Source organism: Hymenobacter defluvii, assembly GCF_017589435.1.
Lineage (GTDB): Bacteria > Bacteroidota > Bacteroidia > Cytophagales > Hymenobacteraceae > Hymenobacter > Hymenobacter profundi.
The window spans coordinates 1-18,238 of sequence record NZ_JAGETX010000025.1; the positions used below are offsets into that span (position 1 = coordinate 1).

Sequence of the window (18,238 nt, forward strand, 5' to 3'; positions counted from 1 at the left end):
GTCTATGTAAAGCAAATGCTTAAAGAAGAGCGCTGCTTGGTATGCAATCAGCCAACCCCGGAGGGAAGCGAAGGCTACAATGCCATTTTAGAGCTTCTGCCAACCGCGCTAGAAGAGCAACATGAAGCGCCAAAATTTCGGCTTCAATCTTTTTTTCAACGCCTTTATTCCGATGGATTGGCCCTGAAAAAGCCTATTAAACAGTCGAAGAAAAGCATCAAGGTTGCCTTCGAAAAAATGAACGAGTTGAAGCAAAGCAAAGCTCTGCTTGAAGAAGAACTCGAAACACAAGACCGTGAAATCAGGGATGTAATCAGAATCAGCGGCATTACAAATTCTGCGGATGTCATCAATACGATGTACGGAGCTACTTCAGATATCAGCAAGTATTCAGCCGATGTTGCCACTTATACTGAGAAGAGAAGGCAGAAGCAGATTCGTTTAAAAGAGATAAACGATGAGCTGAACAACCTTTCACAAGGTGAAGTCCCCGATTACCTAGTGAAACGGAAAGAGCTACTGCAGGATCTGGAAGAGTTGTGCAAGAAGGTAAAAAGCCAGAAGTATCAGGAGCTAGTTGACGCTTTGGAGGAAACGGCGAATAGCCATTATGCAAACATCAACTCCCCTACGGGTGCTTTTTACGGAGCAATCAAGTTCGTCAAGACAGTAAATGGTGGCTATCGTCCGGTAATTATCGACTCAAATGAACGTGAAGTCGGGAATTTGAATACTTCTTTGGTAAGTTCTTTGAAGCTTTCAATCATTTTGGCTACCGTCTCAACTAACAAACAGCGAAATGAGGCATCAAGATACCCGCTAATATCAGATGCGCCGGTATCGGACTTTGACATAGCCAAGACAAAGGCTTTCTTAAAGGAAACGGCCAATACTTTTAGCCAGAGCATTATCATCATGAAAGAGCTCCTCATTGAGGATCCTAGTCGTAGGGATCGTTACTCTCCTGACGCGGATCGCCTACGTGAACTTAAGGATGAGCTAGCGGACAAGAAGCTAAATGTGTATCAGCTAGATATGAAAGATGATGCTACGAACAAGTTCAGAAATGAATTAGAAGTACAAATTAAGAAAGTTGATTGCTAGATGAAAACGCTCTTTGATATTTTCGTGAGGAAAACGCCACACTATCCCAACGCATTTAAAGATATAATTGAAAGCATGTCGCGAAAACGCGCTTTTGATACATCAGTCGGTAGTGAGAAGGAAAAATCATCGCAAGGCAAGCTCTTCAGTAATTATTACCAGTGCTATCTGTATGCAACTATTTTAGGAATGCGCCTTAATTACAGAATACCTTTTGATCGTGCGGAAGGAACAAAGTTTATAGAGATAGATGCATGGCGTCCCCGAGACATGACAAGGTATATCTTCATGGGCCTGTTGGCCCTTTCCGATATTAATCTTATTGATTTAGAGGGTCTTACGGATGAGCAAACAGACGATAAAGCGTGGAATTTAATGCGCTTGATGGAAGAGTACGCCCACGGAGGGTTTGATATAATGCGCAGTAAACTCAAGGAAGACAAGCAGTACTTCGATTACAATCATAGTGTAATCCACTTCTTACAGGAAGTTGAAGCATTTAACGTTACGGCCTAATATTATTGTGTGAGGTAGTCTAGCTAGGCCGCACAGAGTTGGGACGTAGTTTGCAAGTGGGTTTTGGGGGTAAGCTAACCAAGTGCCGAATGCCGGCATTTAGCGTTGTGGTAGACTATATAATGGCTAATTTTTCAGCTCAACTTCGGCGAGCTTAGCAAAGCTGCCACTAGCAAGTAAGTCCGTCTTGAGCCGACTCCAAAAGGATTTCGCATAGACGTTATACCGCGCCAGCTCATGCTCTGCCCAGCCTCGTGACGAGCACTAGCACTGAGGCCGTAAATACGATGATACAGCGCTTTGTGCGAATAGTACTAAGGATAAGGAGTGCGATTTCCGACAGCAATCCAAGTCTGTAACTCATTGCGGGTAAAATACAGTTTGTTCCCCCGCTTGGCATGGGGAATCTGGCGGGCAGATACCAAGGCATAAATGCGAGCCTTGCTTAGGCGGGTAATCTCCTGTGCCAGTTCAATGCCACCTATCATAGGTTCAGCAACGGGAGCACCAGCGCGCAGATGCTGAAGGATCTCCTGCATGAGTGCTTCCAGATTACGCAGGCGTTTGTCAAGTACTTCAAAGGGATTATCCATAATTTTGTCAATTGCTCCAGAGCACCATCATGAACAAGGGACTTAGGTAACCACGAAAGCCCCGGCAAAGGGTATCACCATCAAGCATAGGCAGAGAAGACAGCCTACTTTATCTTTACCTCTTCACCCTAGCTGCTTTCGACAAGTAACAACTGCTTAATGATTATTACCCACGCGCTCAACGATTTTATCTATAGCCTTTTCCCGGACGCTGAGGTCTTTGGCCAAAACCCAGAGCAGCTCGTGGAGCACCTGACCGACTTCTACACCGTTGGACCCTACCGTCCCACCGTGAGGTGGTCCGATTATGCTGGACAGTTTAGGGCATTAGGTTGAAGAAGCTGTTGATGAGTAAGATACGGTGTTTGGTAGTTGATGCTGGAATGCAGTCGCTCGTAATTATAGTAGTCAAAATACTCGGCCACGCTGCGTTGCGCATCGGCTAGGTCCGCAAAAACGTGCCGCTTACGGACTTTCAGGACCTCCGTTTTGAGGCGCGACCACAGACTTTCGGCCTGCGCATTGTCGTAGCAATCGCCACGGCGGCTCTGCGAGCGCACGGCCTGGTGGTCGCGCAGCAGTTGCCGGTAAGCGTTGCCGCAATACTGCCCACCCCGGTCCGAGTGCACGAGCAGGCCGGGCGTCGGTGGCTGCGCCCAAAAGGCCCGTTGCAAGGCGGTGGCAATAAGTTCTTCGGGCATGGTGGCGCCGATCTGCCAGCCGACTACCTGCTTGCTAGTCATATCCTGGAAAGAGCACAGGTAGGCCCAGTCGCCGTTGGCCAGCGGCAGGTAGGTGATGTCACTGGCCCATATCCGGTTGGCCTGGGTCGGCTTAGGCTGGTTGAGCAGCCGGTTCGGCGCGCAGCGCAGCCCGTGGGTGGAGTTGGTGGTGCGCGGCGTAAACGCCTTCGGCTGGAGCGCGTACAGACCCCGGCGGCGCATGGTGGCCCGCAGGCGCTGCCGCCCCACCCGATGCCCCTTGTTGCGCAGCGCGACCTGGAGGCGGCGCGTGCCATAACAGCGCTTGTGCACGCCGAAGACTTTGACCAGCGCCATTTCCCACGCCGGCTCCGGCTTGGTTGCTGCCTGTCGTTGCGCCTGTTGCCACGCGTAATAGCCATTGGCCAGCACCTGCACCAACTGGCAAGCCTCACGGCGTACTGCTCCCGCTACGCCGCAATGAAGCGATAGCGGCTCATGACCTTCTTATAGCAGCGGGGGGATAAACTTACTCTAAGGACTTTACAGTCCAGCAATGGAATTAATTGAAGTCGATAATAGAACTTTGTACTGAAATAGGCCATATGGTTAGTTCAACAAGTCAGGGTTAAAAAGCAAAGTCCCTCTTCTTTTCTGAACCGTCTTGTTGGACCCAATTTGCGAGCTTATTGGGCTTAAATACCTGCAATCTGTAGTAGCTCAATAAGTTGCGACTTTCTGACCCTCCTTCAGAATAGCTTACAGTAATTTTACCCTCTCCCTGCTATAAGAAGGCCCTCATGGGGTCTCGGTCTGCGATAATGCGGCTAGAGCATTCCGATGGCGATGGCTTTTTTAAAATGTCCAGTTCCTGCGCCTGCCGCCGAGCCAAGGCCCGCAGCTGACGTAATTCGGCTGCCATATCCGGATCCAACTCCGCCCCGCGGGCTGCTGTGACCGGCGTGAGCGCTTCTTTTTGCCACTTGTAGAGCATCTTGGGACTGATGTTGAGGGCGCGGGTCGAGCGGCTTTCACCGGCTAGGCGCAGGGCCTCGGCGCGGAAAGCCGCATCGTAGCGCTGGCGTTTGACGGGTTGAGGGCTGTCTTTCATGACTCTCGAAAGAGTAGACCCTATTCTGTCCAGATTTATCCGACCACCTCAGAAGCGCTTAACGACTTTACCGGTGAACTGCTTGTGGCCCTGTATATACCTAAGATACCATTGGCCAGCTACCTACTTCTGCAACAGCTACAATATATTATCAAATAAATATTTGCTTATCCTTAAATTCACCATTTTCATAATCGAACACTTTTGCCTCTACGTCTGGGAAAAACTTTCTAATGATTCTTCTTGCATTGATATTATCCGCTTTATTGCATATAAATATTACTTTTTTATAATTAATAAATCTTTTTACTTGTGATATTTCCCAAACACTGCCAGGACCTATTTCAGAGATATCGAATAATACAATATCCACATTTTCGGCTATCAATTCCACCGTTCTCTGCCAGTAAAAATCTGAAGAACTAATCTTAATAAGCCTGTCCCCATAAATCAAATATTGCCAAGCCAACTTCCAATTATTGTTCAACAAGCTTTCTAACTCATCTAAATTTGATTTCTTATGAATCGAACACGAAATAGGTGACAAAAAATAAGTTACCCTACCTAATTTAAAGATAAAATCCAATATTTTATCTTTAAACACGTTATTTTTCAAATATTTATCCTCAAGCGTAAATGTATAACCAGCAAAAGAAATTTCTCTTTTGACTATTTTTTTTAAAAATTTACTGCTACTACTAACGTTAAATGGACGCAATAATAAAATTTTATTAGGTTTGCTTTTATAAGCATTCATCATTGATAACACAACGACGAAAATTAATACAAAAATATATAATACAAAGTAATCAGAATAGCCTTTCCCTTCATATTTAGAGGCAATAAACAACAACAGCAATACTCCAAAGCCTAAAATATTACGACCATAAATGGTTGTTCTTTGACGAAGCTTACAAGTTTCAGTGAATGATCTTGCTGTCATGTATACAAGTTTTAATTTCGATTGTTCTACAAAGGATTAACTTTTGCATGATCCTTTAACACTTTATATGCCCAATTTATTTTCTTTGCAGTTGCTTCTGCTGTACTTCTAGGTAATCCATGAGCGACATCTGGATGGTTTATTAACATCATTTCTCTGTACCTATTCTTAATATCTTTTAATGATGACCTGATACTAAGGTTCATAATATTACATGCATGTTCCAGCTCTTCACTCAATTCTTCAACGTATTTATCAAATAATATTTTATTGATATTGCTATCAATAAATTCCTTATGCAAACCTAAGCGCAGTCCTAAATTATATAAATATTCTCTTTCTGAACTTTTTAAGACGCCATCTATACCGGTTAAAATTATTGCTTCTTGTAATAACATTATCTTTTCTTCCTCATCAATATTTAATAAATCTAATCTAAGCAGGCCAGCTTTATCAAGTAGTGACTTTGCTTGAATAGGCGTCAAGATGTCATTAACGTTGGAACATATAACTTTTATTGCTCTTGCCTCTTCATCTTTGTGCCATTCTCCATCAGCATTGATCGCTTGAAATAACACATAGCTTAATCTTTGCATAAATTCCCGCTGACTTTTACTAAGCCCATCTTCTCCTAACAAAATATCATTGATATCAATATCAACTTCTGATAAAAATCTTTCCATCTCTTTTATTTCTGCCTTTTCTTCAAAGGGCCAAATGAGTTTATATATGTTATCTATTATAAAAAATATATTTATCAGTCCCCATGGTAGACTCCACCATCCAAGCAAGAAAGTTCTTAATAAATTGTTTACAACTTTAATTTTCACGCATTGCTTACAACCGATAAATAGTTTTTTGCCTCGTACACAAAATATAATCAGCCCATACATATAGCGGATGCTTCTAACTATTTCAATGTGCCTTTTCTTGCAATATTGACATGTTATTGAAGTTTTCATATTTCGAGGTATCTAAGCTTCAGAACATTTAAACTAGTTTGTAATATAGTTAATTAACTTATGTATTTATATGCTAGGACTTACGCAAAGCGCAGGGTAGGCTGAGCGAGTTCGCGGCGCAGATAGTCGTCTAACAAGCTTTGCTTGAGTTGATAAACGGTGGTGTTGATCTGGTAGGCTAAATACTTCAGACACGCCCAGGTGTGCAGGGCCGGGGCAATGAGGTTGCGCTGACTGCGCGCCAGCCGGCACTGGCAGGCCTGCAAGCCGGTGAGTTGTTTGGCTTCGTGGTGAAACTGCTCGATCAACCAGCGCACGTTGCTTTCTTGCTCGGCAGCTTGCGTGTCGTTTTGCGCCAGCTCGTTCGTCACGAGATAGTCCGTCCGGTGGGGTGACACCAGTACGCGGAAACAGTTCAACTTGACATCCTGGGGCATTTTCTTGACTTTGAGTAGCTTGCCCTGGGCCACCTGCTGGGCTGACCAGGCGAGCAGCGCCAGCGGCTGGTAGGGCTGCTGCCCGCCCGAGTCATCGACCAGGCGGTTGCTCTTCAAGTGACAGTAAAACAGCTTCTTTTCTTCGATGAGCCACTTGAATAGGGCCGTGGTGGCGTACCATCTGTCCATGAGCACGGTGCAGTAGGGCACTTGGCGCACGCGCAACTACGTGAGCATGTCCACCACGTGCTGGTGCTTGTCTTTACCGTCGACGTCGAGGGCGAACAGGCGGTAGTCGAGCAGCCAGAATTGTCCGTGTCGGGGTTGACGTACACGCAGCTCACCAGCCCAATGCCGGGGATGATGCCGTGGGCGTTGCCCGAGTACTGGCGCCGCACCAGCTCGATTTTATGGCTGTGCGACTTGTCGAGCACCGTGTCGTCGAAGAGCACGTAGCCGCGGGCGCTGACCACGAACTCGCCCCACACCTGCTGCCAGAGTTGGCTCTGGCTGAAACAGCGGGTTTTGAGGAAGTATTGCACGTTGTCGTACCTGAGGCTGGCCAAGTACTCGGCCAGGTAGGTGCCGGTATAGGTGACCTGACTGCTGAGCAGAAACTGCCCGTAAAGCTGAGCCGTGACTTTCACGCCGTTTTACTCAAGTTAACCCGCTTTCGCGTAAGTCCTAATAGTAAAACTGAATGGTCGCAACCAAAAGCGTTTTATGCTAATCAAGCAATCGGGTGATCTTCAGCAAATGATGACGGCTATATTAAGCCGAGGTGTAATAGATAAGACTTTAAATGAATTAGCTGTCTCATTCGCTCGCGCGTGACATGTGGCCGAAGCGTTTACCCTCGCCAACCATGTGTCCGCGCAAGCATTTCCCGAACTGGGGTGGTCGAGTATAAACAGACAGTGGCAAGTCTTACCTTCCACTGCTCATGCCCGACAACAATAATCCGAGCGGCTCGCCACTAACCCGCAAGAAATACACGTCGGCTTTTAAAGCCGAGTGCGTGCGCCAAGAAGCCGCTGGTGCCCGACAAACCGACGTGGCCCGCGCCCAGGGCCGCTGGCAGCGCTAGGCGTTGGCCTAAGCTGTTCCTAGCAGTGTAGAGCGCGAAGAGATAAAACGTCTGCGCGCCGAACTCGAACGCATGGAGCAGGAGCGCGATATGTTAAAAAAAGTCGTGACTATCTTTGCACAACTGCCTCACCCATAAGCCGTTACCAGTTTATCAAGCAAGTTGCAGACACTGAGCAGCCTGTGTAGGTGCTCTGCCGCGTGCTACAGGTCAGCACCGCCTTTTCGCGCCATGCTCAGCGCTATGGTACGCGGCGTCTGCGGGCGGAAGGACACGCTGTTGAGCGTTATGCCCTGCGCAGCTGGCTACGTCGTTGCGGCTGGCGGGCGCTGAGTACCCGTTCGCAACGCCCCCGCACCACTGTGGCCGACCCCGCGGCCGTGGTGGCCGAAAACCTGTTGCTGGGCTAGCTTGTGCCCACGGTCCCAAATCAGGTGTGGGTCGGTGACATCGCCTATCTGCCCCTGGCGGGCGTTGGTGTTATCTGGCTACCTGGCGTGATACCTACTCGCGACGCGTAGTCGGCTGGCACCTGGACCAGCAGATGTCTACCGAACTAGTACTCACGGTCCTGGAGCAAGCGCTGACGCTGCGCCAACCAGCTCCGGGCCTCATTATGCACGCCGACCGCGGCAGTCAATACACCAGCTTGACTTGCCGGACGCGCATCGAAAAAGCCCAGGCACTGGCTAGCTATAGCCGGCCGGGGAACTGACCTCCTCCCATTTACTGATCCGTCCAAAACTAGGGTTCAGGCGTTCTGAAGCTCGACCGTAGTGGCCGCAGCCATTACCTGATTGGGCGGTAAGTTCTGTAAGGAACTGTGCGGTCGGAAACCATTGTATTCCTGCCGCCAGTGCTCGATTTTATCCTGCGCATCGGTCAGTGACAGGAACCAGTGCACATTCAAGCACTCGTCGCGGAAGCTGCCGTTAAACGACTCAAACTCGATATACGGGTTATCCGTTGGTTTGCCCGGTCGTGAGAAGTCTAGCGTGACCTGCTGTTCGTAGGCCCAGCGGTCCAGCGCCTTGCTAATAAACTCGCTGCCGTTGTCGACCTGGATGCGCTCGGGTACTACGCCCAACTGCTGCTGTAAGCGTGTCATCACGGTTACGACATCTTCGCCCTTGAGCGACTGCCTCGGGGCGTGGATAGCCAAGCACTGGCGACTAAAGTTATCGACTATTGTTAAGGCCCGAATTTTGCGGCCATCAAAGAGATTATCCGCCACAAAATCCATGCTCCAGCTTTGGTGCGGACGGTGGAGTGCGACCCGCTCCAACCGGTGGGCAGCGGCCCGACTGCGTTTGGGCCGTTTGCTGCGTAAGTTCAAGCCTTCCAGACAGTAAAGCCGATGGACGCGCTTGTGGTTGTCTGCCCAGCCTTCGCGCCGTAGCAGCGTGAACAGGCGCTGACACCCATAGCGGATGCGCACTTGCGCCAACTCCCGTAGGCGCTGACGCAGCACCGTGTCATCCCGTCCGTGCGGCTGGTAGTACCAGCTTGACCGCTGCAGCGACACGAGTTGGCAAGCCCGGCGTGTAGACAACCGGTAGGCGTCGATCAAGTGTTGGGCCGCGTGCCGACGCTGCTTGGGGCCTCAAAACTTTTTTTTCAGTACGTCCTGCGTCCAGGCTCAGGTCGGCCACGAGTTGTTTGAGGTGCAGATTCTCCTCTTCCAGTTGCTTCAAACGGCGCAGTTCGAGTACGCCCAACCCACCGTATTTCTTCTTCCAGTTGTAGTAGGTCGCCTCACTGATACCCATCTTGCGGCATCCCTCCGCGACAGCTATGCCCGTGTCGGCTTGGCGCAGCGCAAACACGATTTGGGCCTCGGTAAACTTGGTCTTTTTCATGGCAAGTGTCTCTTGGTTTTAAGATACAACAAGTGCCTGATTGCTCTACTTTAGCGTGGTCCAGTTTCTTAGGGGGAGGTCACCGTTATCTTCGCGTCATCCTTGCTGTGGTGACTCAATAAATACGTGTTTACGTTTGCTGGTCGCCGACATGATGCAGAACGTTAAGGATACTAGTGAAGGGGACTTGAAAGCTGCCTATTACTACAGCAAGATACATCCGATATGCTCTATTTTAGAGCGGTTCCCAAGTCAGTGTATCGTTACTGTGGTAAATTTCGGGCATGAAAGCGTATTCGGATGATTTGCGTGAACGGGTAGCGGCGGCGAGCGGCACGGTAGCGGCGCGTTTCGGCGTGTCGGTCTCGTTCGTGACCAAGTTGCGGCAACGCCAGCGCACCAGCGGCCGCGTGGCGGCGCTGCCCCACCGCGGCGGCCCGGCGCCGCAGTTGACCGACGCCGGCCAGCAGTTACACGTCGCCTGCCTGCGCCAGCAGCCCGACGCCACGCTCGACGAACTGTGCGTATGGCTGGCGGCCGTCGGCGGGCCGGCCGTCAGCAAGTCTACGCTGGGGCGGGCGGTGCAGCGGCTGGACTGGCGGCGTAAAAAAAGCACCTGCACGCTGCCGAGCGCGACACCGAACGGGTCAGGGCGGCACGGGGAGCATTCGTCGAAGCCATGCAGGGCGAGGACGTGACCCGCTTCCACTTCGTGGACGAGACGAGCACGAACCTGACCTACTGCTGGCGCTACGGCCGGGCCCCGGGTGGGGCGCGTGTGGGCCAGGGCGTGCCGCTGCACGCCGGGCCGAACGTGACGCTCATCGCCGCCCTCACCCCGCATGGGTTCGGGGCGGCCATGACCGTGAGCCGGGCCGTCAACGGGGACGTCTTTGCCGCCTACCTCGAGCAGGTGCTCGGGCCCACGCTGCGGCCGGGCGACGTGGTCGTGCTCGACAACCTGCCCGCCCACAAGCTCGAGCGCCTGGCCCCACTCGTCGCCGCCCGCGGCGCCCGCCTGCTATACCTGCCACCCTACTCGCCCGACTTCAACCTCATCGAACTCGCCTTCAGCAAGCTCAAAACCAAGCTACGCCAACTGCAAACCCGCACCCAGCAGGCCTTGGAAGAAGCCCTCCAAGCCGCCGCCGAGTGGATCAGCGACCTAGATGCCCGGAATTGGTTTGCCCACTGCGGCTACCACGTACATTGACCTGAGAACTGCTCTAAGTGTCTCGCTGTGATACAGGTTTGCAGACCATTCATCTCCCCTTGAAGCACTCACTTAGGGCAGGATGAGCAAGACTGCTTACTGAACGTTCCAGTTAATAAACCTCAACATTTCAACTATTCCCGTTGGCTTTTGCGGGCGGATTTGCTTTCGCTAGCAGTTCGGCTTCCAACTCTTGAATCCAGTTCTTTGACTCTCCCCGGCGCTCTTTGCTTTCCCGGATCAAACGGAGGTTACGAGCAGTCGTTGTAGGCGCAAAAGAGTCGTAAGCCGTAGTGAAGGCCAGGCCCAAGTACTGGTCGGCAGCTATTTCATCGTCGGCCAGAACGGCCAGTTCCAGTAAGGTAGCGTAATCCCAGTAGTCAGGGGTGCCAGCGCTTACTTTACGCTCAACGGCGTACCGAACTACTGGCAGGAGCTGCTGTTGACGTGGGTCAATGTTGTCTTTCATGCTCATAAGTGTCACAGCATTAATGCCTGGGTAGGCATCTCGCCAGTCGGCTTCGAAGCCCCACAAGTAGGTCGTAATCGCCTTGTCCAGCAAGGCGTTGGCAACTCGTCTATCGCCCTTCACCAGGGCAGCTTCCCATTGGTCTTTGTAAACCCGCCCCAAAATACCGAGGGTTTCACTGCTTGGCCCCCGGCGCTTAACTAGGTCGGTTAGTACCCGCTCGGCATCCTGCCCCCGGCCGGCACGATTCAGTGCAAAGCCATACTGCTCTTGTATCAATGCTGTATCGGCCAGGGGGCGTGGCATACGCTCAACCAGTTCGGTCATGCTTGTCCAGGAATTTACGGCTCGGTAAGACAACAACAAATCAATAAGCACGCCGGCTTCCTGGTTACTCAGGTCGCCCAGAGTTACAGCTACTTCCTGAACGGCTGCCAGCCCTTGCGTGCGAGCTTCTGCCAATTTCTTCTTAATTGCTTCTGAGTAAGCTACCTTGTTCCGGAAAACGTCCGTTTTAGTATGGTCTATGGCTGGATAGCCTTCCACTATCTGGTAAAGCGGGCTGTCGATGGGGCCTCTTTCGTGCTCTCCGGCCGTTCTCCTGGCCTCATTCAGCAAAGCGGTGAGGGCCGACTGGTCTGTTTCGGCGGCGCTGGGGTTGCCAACCGGGTCTAGTTGGTAAGGCAGCGTGCGAATGGGCGCGATGTCGAACGGCAGGCGCCCGCCCTGGGCAAAAAGCATAACCGTGCTCCAAGGGCGCACGGCGTGGCGCACGCCCAACTCATAAAACACGTTGGCGTTGGCGGCCGTCAAATCGGCTACGGCGTACTCGCACAAAATCAGGCGCTCAAACATCGGCTTGTGAATGAAGCCCCCAATGACTTCCTCATCGGCCCGCAGGGGCTCCAGGCCCGCCTGCTCGATGGCGGGCTTGATAATCTGGTGATACACCTTGTCGAAGTTGACAGTGCCGCCCATGCCGTCAGACTTGGTGCCAAAGGGCATCAGCACGAAACATAGCGGGCGATGGGGGGGGGTAACCACGATTTGGGTGCTCATGAATCGTTGTTTTTAATTGATTTTCTTCCCGTTGCTTTGATGACTATGGCTTCTCGTGAACGAGCCGAACTTCCACTCGATTATTCAAAAGTTCTAGTGAGTATAGTGGCTTACTGTTTCCATACGAGATGCTAACCATTCGGCCCACCGACACCCCTTTTGTTTTTAAATAATTTTGGACGGCACTAGCCATGTTATTGCCTATTACATAGCTATACTCACCGGTTCCGAGCTGCTTCTCCGGCATTCCAATATCATCGCTTCCGAGCCGTTCTCCTTCATGAACCCACGCATTGGCTGTGTGCGCGCTTATGTGCACGGAATAGGCCAGATTTTCCTTTAAGCAGGCCGCTAAGGTGTCAAGCCTGGCCCGTCCAACTGGATCTAAGCTGTACTTATCCGAATACATGTAAATCACCAAGGGCCGAATAGCTACGTTTTCCAAGAGACATTGCCCCAAGGCTGGTTGTTGGTACAATCCACCCAATCCTTTCTCTATAGTCGCCAACATCTCTGTGGCCGCGGCCGCGCGCTTGTAAGCCGTTGCTAGGTAATGGTCGCGTTGTTTTTGCGTAGCGACCAAATTCTTCCGCTCAGCCTGTAGTTTGCGCGTAGTAACGCCCAGCGAGTCTTGCGTATGGCTTAGCGTGGCCCGGGTATAAGTAACTTGTTGTGTGGCAATGAGCAATTCAGCGGCGGCCGAGTCCCTTTCTCTTGTGGTCCAATTCAAATCCCGAACGGCACGTTCCCTCAGTTTTTCCGCCTGTGCGCGCTTTTTTTGGATTGTATCGATTTGAATTTTTCCTTTCTCAACCTGTCGTAATGTGTCCTTAAGGTTAAAACTTACATAAGCAATCAACAACCCAAGAGTCAGCACTAGGCCAGACGTTGTCCAAATGGCCCGTTTGATGCGTTTATCTTGTCGGGTGTAAGTTAACGAACTCTTGGCCCGAGCAACCAGTGGCTCCGAAGGTTGAGCCCCATTCAGCGACTCAATGGTTTCTACTGTTACCGCAAGTCCCAATATTTCTTTGCTCCAGACCGCCTGTTGGACGTTGCCAAATGCAATTGGTACGATTGGCCTACCCGTCTGCGCAAAGAGACCAATTTCGGTTCGCATCGGCTCAGACGCCAGCCCACGTGGCGAACCAATTATCAGCAATACTTGGCAGTGGGTGAGCTTTCGGAGTAAAGTGAGGGGTACTTTCTCTCCTGGAAGCGCCCCCCATTGGTCGATATAGCAAGTCAGATTTTCCTTATCAAGGCGGTGAGCAAGAGCTAGTGCATAAGCGGTAGCATCGGCGCGGCTATAAGAAATGAAGAAATCATGACCTCGCAGGTTACTACGCAAGTAGAACGCAAGACTATCGGAAAGGTCCATCATGCACGAGACTGCAAGGAATGTGGCAGAAGAGAACAGAATGAATAGGTACTACCCATCATGTAAACCAGAGCAGGAGAAGGCTGAGCATGCACAGAGGGTAGAGCCCTTCCTTACGGGGAGCGTGCCCGGGTGACGATGCGGCCGGACAGCCGACCAAAACCGATGATTTAATGCTAAGGAAACAAGAATGTGCGTTGCAAGCTGTGCCGACGGTAGTTCGTTTGGCAACTGTAAGGTTGGGGATGTACCATGCGCGGGGAATGATTTCGTCCAATCTGTGATGCTAGTGCAAAAACCTGCTGTTCAGTTCCCCGTCGCCAGCGGTACTGAACCGTCTTTTGTAAAGAATCTTGCTAGAGCGGATCGGACAGCCTGTATCCATAGGCCCTCATTGGCGTCGTAGTTTCCCGCTTGGCCGTTGAGCTTTGGCAAAGTGCCGCCTTTGTGGTGAATGCCTATTAATTCCCACTGCTGGTTGAAGACCGGGCTTCCAGAACTGCCGCCGACAGTAGGCGTGCGGTAATGTATTAAGGGTTCTTGGTGGTCGAGTAACAGATTATCCTGCAACGACAGGCACAGAGCCCCACCTGCCGGGTGACCAATGATATAGACCCGCTGTTGCGAGCCTTCCCTAAGCGGGAGCCTTTTTGCTAAGGGGTATGGGTCTATATTTTCTAATAGCTGTTGCAGTTGCGCTTGATCTTCGGGAGCAAACCGTACCACTGTCGTATCAAGCTGGGCTGGCGGAGAAGACCATACTAGTTCGCCTACTTTGTACATATCATCCCGCCCCAGCACTTCAAAGGTGATGCAGGCCTCATCGGAGCGCAGAGCCTCGCGGACGCTTGGGTCATCGGTCAACACATGGGCGTTGGTTAGCAACAGTATTTCGCCCGCTAGTATCGGATGCAAATCCGATCCTTGAACGAGAAAACCGGTGCCAATGCCTCGATCAGCCTCTTGACCAATGCGGGCTACCGCTAAGCAGCGGGCGGCCCCCTTCGTATACCATTTATACGTGCTGTAGGTATCTGCCCCAAACACCTTTTCGTATGTGCCCATCGTATTGAGTTCATCGTATTTTTGCTGTTGCAGTGTAGTGAAGGGTAACTCCAGCTGACCGCCTTGTCGCTCCAGCAATTTGGCTTGCAGGATAGGCAAGAGCAGCTTTTCGTCGCCGGTTGCCTGTTCCAGCTGCCACACTTCAGTTAGCTGCCGCAAGGTGCTGGCCAGCTCAAAGGCATCAGCCTGAGGTTGGCGCACGTAGCGCTCTATCCAATATAGAGCTTCTGCAGGCTGACCGAGCGCAATATTGGCTTCTGCGGCAATGGCGAAATCGTAGACGGTTGCGGCTTCTTCCTCTTCTTTAGCCATTACGGCCGCCAGGAGGGCGCTGGCCAGCTGTGCCACGTCAATGGTCTCTCCTAGCGTCACGCCATCCCGCTCAGCGCGGCGGGTCAGGGCCACCACGTTGATGCCGTGCCAGTCATTTTTAGCCGGCGCCGCCCGATACACCGCCAAGTAGGCTTCTATCGCTTGACGAAGGTGCTGCTGCACTTGTTGATTATGGCTGCTCTTGGCATTGATATATAGTTGCTTGTGTGCTCGACCCAGTAGCCCGCGTGCTTCCGCGCTTTCTCTGGCCGCCGCAGCCGCCGGCTCGCCATCGTTCCCAATGTTGCGCAGCAAATCCGTGAGCACGGCAATGGCGGCCGTCAGTCGGCCTTCGTCGATGAGAGCCTGGGCGTATTGGCGGTGGACCCGATGAGAAGCCCGACCGGTTTGCAGCAACGCGTCTCCGACTTTTAGCATCAGAGCAAATTGGCGCTTATTTCGTAACAGCTGCATCACCTGTGCTGCCTCCGACGCTGGAAAGGAATCATTGCTTTGGTATAGCCAGGCAATAAATTCGTTGCACAGCGCTAGACACGCCGAATTATCGAATTTCTGGAGCAAGTCGTCCAGTATGCCAACCAAATCCGAAGGGCGAAAATCCATAACTGGTTACTAAGAATTACAGCCCCAGTTGCTCGCGTAGGGCTGCCCGTAGCTTCGGGCCGGCTAGGTATTTCACGATGTTATGGCGCCACTTGCCCCAATTGGCCTCCTGAATGACGTTGATGACCTCCCTGCCTTCTTTTTTGAAATCATTGGCAATATTTCCATCGAGCCCCGTCACGGGGTCCAGACGGTCGTACACGTTTACCCAAGTGCCCTTCACCTTCGACGGGAAGGCGTTTTGCGCCGGAAAGTGGTTGCCTACGGTCCCTTCCGGAATAAGCTTGTCTTGCACCTCGTCAAGCCCTAGCGGGCTGCCGATAGTCATGAGCGCATCCACTGCGGGGCAGCCCGGTACGCGCATCAGGCAATCATAGGCAATCACGGTGCCCATACTGTGGCTGACGACGACGTGGGGCCCCTCTTTCGAAGCCCCTTCCCGCAGGCGCGCCAGCATGCGCTCTCGAATCACGTCCTGTACTTGGTAAGTATCACCCGGGCGTGGGCTGAAGCTCACGTTGAATAGGTAATGGTGCACGTCGCGTAGAAACTGCTCCATTATTCGGCGCTTGATGAACCACGGGATGGGAATTCTCTCTAAGGTCGCATCTGCTATCGGTATAGGTTCCGTCAGCACTTCGTCCGCGAGCATGTTGGCATCAAGCTTTGCTTCCAGTGCCGCCACTAATCGTTCTTCGTCAGGTTGTAAGTTCGCTCGCCATGCCGTATTCGGGTCGCCATTCACTGCATCGGGTGAAGTTCCTGCTAATTCGAATTCAGCACCTTCCTGCAGTGTTTCTTCTTCTATCGATTCGCCCTCCAACGGCTTATCATACAAAACATCGGCCCAGTATACCATTGAAAAAGTAACTTCAGCTGCACCCAAATCAATGGCATCGTCATTGCCGAGGGTATCTTGAGCCAATGCACGGTACCATATCTCGCGCAGCTTATCCTCGTCTGGCTTGTTTGAAATTCCATGGATAAATGTGATGTGGGGCATGACGAGCAAAAAGATGAGTAGTGAGAGCTAATTAAATATAGTACATACTCACTGCTTTTACATAAAGCACATTCATTTTTTGGTTCTTTGGCCATAAGATATCAGCAGTTGACTACTCTACTCTGCTCTGCCGTTTTAGCTAGCTGATTGCGTACAAGTTGCCGATGTAGTCAGCGTGCCAGCGCTTCTACCAAGTGCGTATGCGGTTCGGGCCGCCTAAGGCGACGGCCAGAATCTATGGCCCGATAGGTAAAGGCATTACCACGTTGGTTTATCGATAAATTTTGGCAATCAGCTGGCTAAAAGAGCAAAGCGGAGTTCGTAAGTGGAAATTATAACGCCAGTATTACTTCAGTATTCCAAGTTGGGAAAATGTATCACTACGTGCGCTTTTCACCTGTCCGCTTATACTACTGCGTAACAGCAACAACGTTGGCGACATAATTTATAAGTTGTTTGGTGCACTTACGCGAGCAGAAAGAAATTGCCTAATTGGGCAGCTATTGCTCTTTCGTAGGCCGAAAAGCTGTCGACAGCACCGTAGTAGCGGCTTTGGATTCCCCACGTGGTATTTGCTTGCTGAATAGCTTGCTCTAGATAATTCCGCAAAAAGGCATCTTCTACCGTCCGGTGCTGCTCAGCTAGTTGGCGCGGCAGCGACCATCTGTCCCAAAAAACGGTTTTGCAGTTGGCCAACAGACACTTTACGCAGTCGAATGCTTGCCGAGTACCATCTTTCAGGCGGTAGCTCACAAAATCATAGCCCTGAGCATCGACGTCTTTTGCCCATTTCATGAGCGGTTGTGCATCGGCTAGCCGACGTAGCTGCTGCATGACTATTCCAATAGGTAAGTTGCGGTCGGGCAGCAGCGGGTACGTAGAGCTGTCCTGGCGGCGAGTCAAGAGCGTTGGCAGTAAATAGCTGGCATCCGCGAGCGGAAACCAGCGGGAAGTATCGGTTGCCATAAAGGTGTACCCTTGTTCGTGAGCGCGACATTCCGATACATCAATCCGGGCATCGACGGATGGCAGCAATTTACCCCAAGGAGAGTGAAGCTGACCAATTAAGCCAGATGGTATCACCTGGTTGTATGCGGGCTACAATCCCAATTTTTGACTTCGTTAGATGATATTTGGGGCGATGAAAGCCCAACGCCTGCGCGGCATTGGCTACCTCGCTCGGAGTAGGAGCTTTTGTTGGCCCGGTTTTCACTACACGGCGGGGAATGTATTGGATGTAATGGTTAGGCATGAGTACTGAGTTAGGCGAGAGCAGCGGCTACGCTTTGGCGAAGCTGAATCAAAGTATCCTGCTGCTGGGCGGCCGGTAAAGTAGCCAGCGGCACGGCCGGATCGTGCAGGGCGATAATTTCTTGAAGCGGGGACGTTTGCCAGTCGCAGTCTTCTACTACTAGCCACAGGACCCGACAGGTACGCTGACGGCTTTTAAACAGCAACCGGGGCAGTTCCTGCTCCTGGATGAACGTTGAGGCCAGAAAGGCGGCGCTTACTAATAAAATAGCCACGCGGGCTTGTGCAATACCGGCCAGGATTAAATGCATCGCCGGCCCGGAGTCGCTGGTCGTCCCATACCGAAAGTTGTACGCTTTGCTCTAACGGACGCAGGGCACCGCGCAACTTCAGCAGCCACTGCCGGTCTTCGTGTGCATAGCTGACAAAAACCGTCTCTCGTGCCTCGGCTCTTGCGGTAAACTGGACTTGCAAAAGCGTCATTATACCTGTCGCTAACGCGCCGGCCTGGGCAGCATTTTCCACCGGCTGGGAGAGTACGTTGCTGA

General features: G+C 51.6%; 17 protein-coding genes and 3 pseudogenes. 7 read left to right on the plus strand and 13 right to left on the minus strand.

Annotated elements, in window-relative coordinates; translation table 11 throughout:
- Both J4D97_RS20935 and J4D97_RS20940 read left to right on the plus strand, forming a co-directional pair.
- The coding region (locus J4D97_RS20935) for a hypothetical protein (protein ID WP_208309273.1) at positions 1-1,104 on the plus strand (1,104 nt) is incomplete at its 5' end.
- Positions 1,105-1,620, plus strand: coding sequence for a hypothetical protein (locus J4D97_RS20940; RefSeq protein WP_208309274.1), 516 nt, complete (start codon positions 1,105-1,107; stop codon positions 1,618-1,620).
- Positions 1,621-1,934: 314 nt separating this feature from the next.
- Here the strand turns inward: J4D97_RS20940 and J4D97_RS20945 are convergent, their stop codons facing one another.
- From J4D97_RS20945 to J4D97_RS24045, 6 genes and pseudogenes are all read right to left on the minus strand, one after another.
- Positions 1,935-2,213 (minus strand): helix-turn-helix domain-containing protein, encoded by a 279-nt coding sequence (locus J4D97_RS20945; RefSeq protein ID WP_208309275.1) that lies wholly within the window; start codon positions 2,211-2,213, stop codon positions 1,935-1,937.
- 305 nt (positions 2,214-2,518) lie between these two features.
- A pseudogene (locus J4D97_RS20950) lies at positions 2,519-3,358 on the minus strand (IS3 family transposase); the annotation flags it as partial.
- 340 nt (positions 3,359-3,698) lie between these two features.
- A complete protein-coding gene (locus J4D97_RS20955) occupies positions 3,699-4,025 on the minus strand; it encodes a transposase (protein WP_208309277.1) in 327 nt (108 codons plus the stop codon).
- 151 nt (positions 4,026-4,176) lie between these two features.
- Positions 4,177-4,968, minus strand: a complete 792-nt coding sequence (locus tag J4D97_RS20960) for a hypothetical protein (RefSeq protein WP_208309278.1) — start codon at positions 4,966-4,968, stop codon at positions 4,177-4,179.
- Positions 4,969-4,994: 26 nt separating this feature from the next.
- On the minus strand, positions 4,995-5,798 hold the full coding sequence (locus tag J4D97_RS23930) for a J domain-containing protein (RefSeq protein WP_208309279.1): 804 nt from the start codon (positions 5,796-5,798) through the stop codon (positions 4,995-4,997).
- Positions 5,799-6,010: 212 nt separating this feature from the next.
- A pseudogene (locus tag J4D97_RS24045) lies at positions 6,011-7,014 on the minus strand (IS701 family transposase).
- Positions 7,015-7,310: 296 nt separating this feature from the next.
- Here J4D97_RS24045 and J4D97_RS20980 point away from each other — a divergent pair.
- The 3 genes and pseudogenes from J4D97_RS20980 to J4D97_RS20990 all read left to right on the plus strand — a co-directional run.
- A complete protein-coding gene (locus J4D97_RS20980) occupies positions 7,311-7,454 on the plus strand; it encodes a hypothetical protein (RefSeq protein ID WP_208309282.1) in 144 nt (47 codons plus the stop codon).
- 200 nt (positions 7,455-7,654) lie between these two features.
- On the plus strand, positions 7,655-7,864 hold the full coding sequence (locus tag J4D97_RS20985) for a hypothetical protein (RefSeq protein ID WP_208309283.1): 210 nt from the start codon (positions 7,655-7,657) through the stop codon (positions 7,862-7,864).
- Between the two features lie 68 nt (positions 7,865-7,932).
- Positions 7,933-8,169 (plus strand): annotated as a pseudogene (locus J4D97_RS20990) (DDE-type integrase/transposase/recombinase); the annotation flags it as partial.
- Positions 8,170-8,205: 36 nt separating this feature from the next.
- On the opposite strand, the gene J4D97_RS20995 reads toward J4D97_RS20990, so the two are convergent.
- Positions 8,206-9,313, minus strand: a protein-coding gene (locus J4D97_RS20995; RefSeq protein ID WP_432207223.1) for an IS3 family transposase whose coding sequence is annotated in 2 segments (ribosomal slippage) — positions 8,206-9,054 and positions 9,056-9,313 — 1,107 coding nt in all. Because the reading frame shifts where the segments join, the coding sequence is not laid out codon by codon here.
- 284 nt (positions 9,314-9,597) lie between these two features.
- Between J4D97_RS20995 and J4D97_RS21000 the strand changes: the two genes are divergently transcribed.
- Both J4D97_RS21000 and J4D97_RS21005 read left to right on the plus strand, forming a co-directional pair.
- The gene (locus J4D97_RS21000) at positions 9,598-10,011 is read left to right on the plus strand and encodes a transposase (RefSeq protein WP_208309284.1); all 414 of its coding nucleotides are present in this window, start codon (positions 9,598-9,600) and stop codon (positions 10,009-10,011) included.
- Positions 9,993-10,526, plus strand: coding sequence for an IS630 family transposase (locus J4D97_RS21005; protein ID WP_279592472.1), 534 nt, complete (start codon positions 9,993-9,995; stop codon positions 10,524-10,526). Before J4D97_RS21000 ends, J4D97_RS21005 begins: the two co-directional genes overlap by 19 nt.
- A 130-nt stretch (positions 10,527-10,656) precedes the next feature.
- Here J4D97_RS21005 and J4D97_RS21010 read toward each other — a convergent pair whose 3' ends face one another.
- The 6 genes from J4D97_RS21010 to J4D97_RS21035 all read right to left on the minus strand — a co-directional run bounded on the left by J4D97_RS21010 (position 10,657) and on the right by J4D97_RS21035 (position 18,001).
- Entirely contained in the window at positions 10,657-12,054 is a 1,398-nt protein-coding gene (locus J4D97_RS21010; protein ID WP_208309285.1) for a TRAFs-binding domain-containing protein, read from the minus strand.
- A 43-nt stretch (positions 12,055-12,097) separates the two neighbouring features.
- On the minus strand, positions 12,098-13,438 hold the full coding sequence (locus J4D97_RS21015) for a TIR domain-containing protein (protein WP_208309286.1): 1,341 nt from the start codon (positions 13,436-13,438) through the stop codon (positions 12,098-12,100).
- Between the two features lie 303 nt (positions 13,439-13,741).
- Complete coding sequence (locus J4D97_RS21020; protein ID WP_208309287.1) at positions 13,742-15,436, minus strand: serine protease; 1,695 nt, start codon at positions 15,434-15,436, stop codon at positions 13,742-13,744.
- Between the two features lie 16 nt (positions 15,437-15,452).
- On the minus strand, positions 15,453-16,439 hold the full coding sequence (locus J4D97_RS21025; protein ID WP_208309288.1) for a hypothetical protein: 987 nt from the start codon (positions 16,437-16,439) through the stop codon (positions 15,453-15,455).
- Positions 16,440-16,904: 465 nt separating this feature from the next.
- The gene (locus J4D97_RS21030; RefSeq protein WP_208309289.1) at positions 16,905-17,405 is read right to left on the minus strand and encodes a hypothetical protein; all 501 of its coding nucleotides are present in this window, start codon (positions 17,403-17,405) and stop codon (positions 16,905-16,907) included.
- Positions 17,406-17,701: 296 nt separating this feature from the next.
- Positions 17,702-18,001 (minus strand): hypothetical protein, encoded by a 300-nt coding sequence (locus tag J4D97_RS21035; protein WP_208309290.1) that lies wholly within the window; start codon positions 17,999-18,001, stop codon positions 17,702-17,704.
- Between the last annotated feature and the right edge of the window lie 237 nt (positions 18,002-18,238).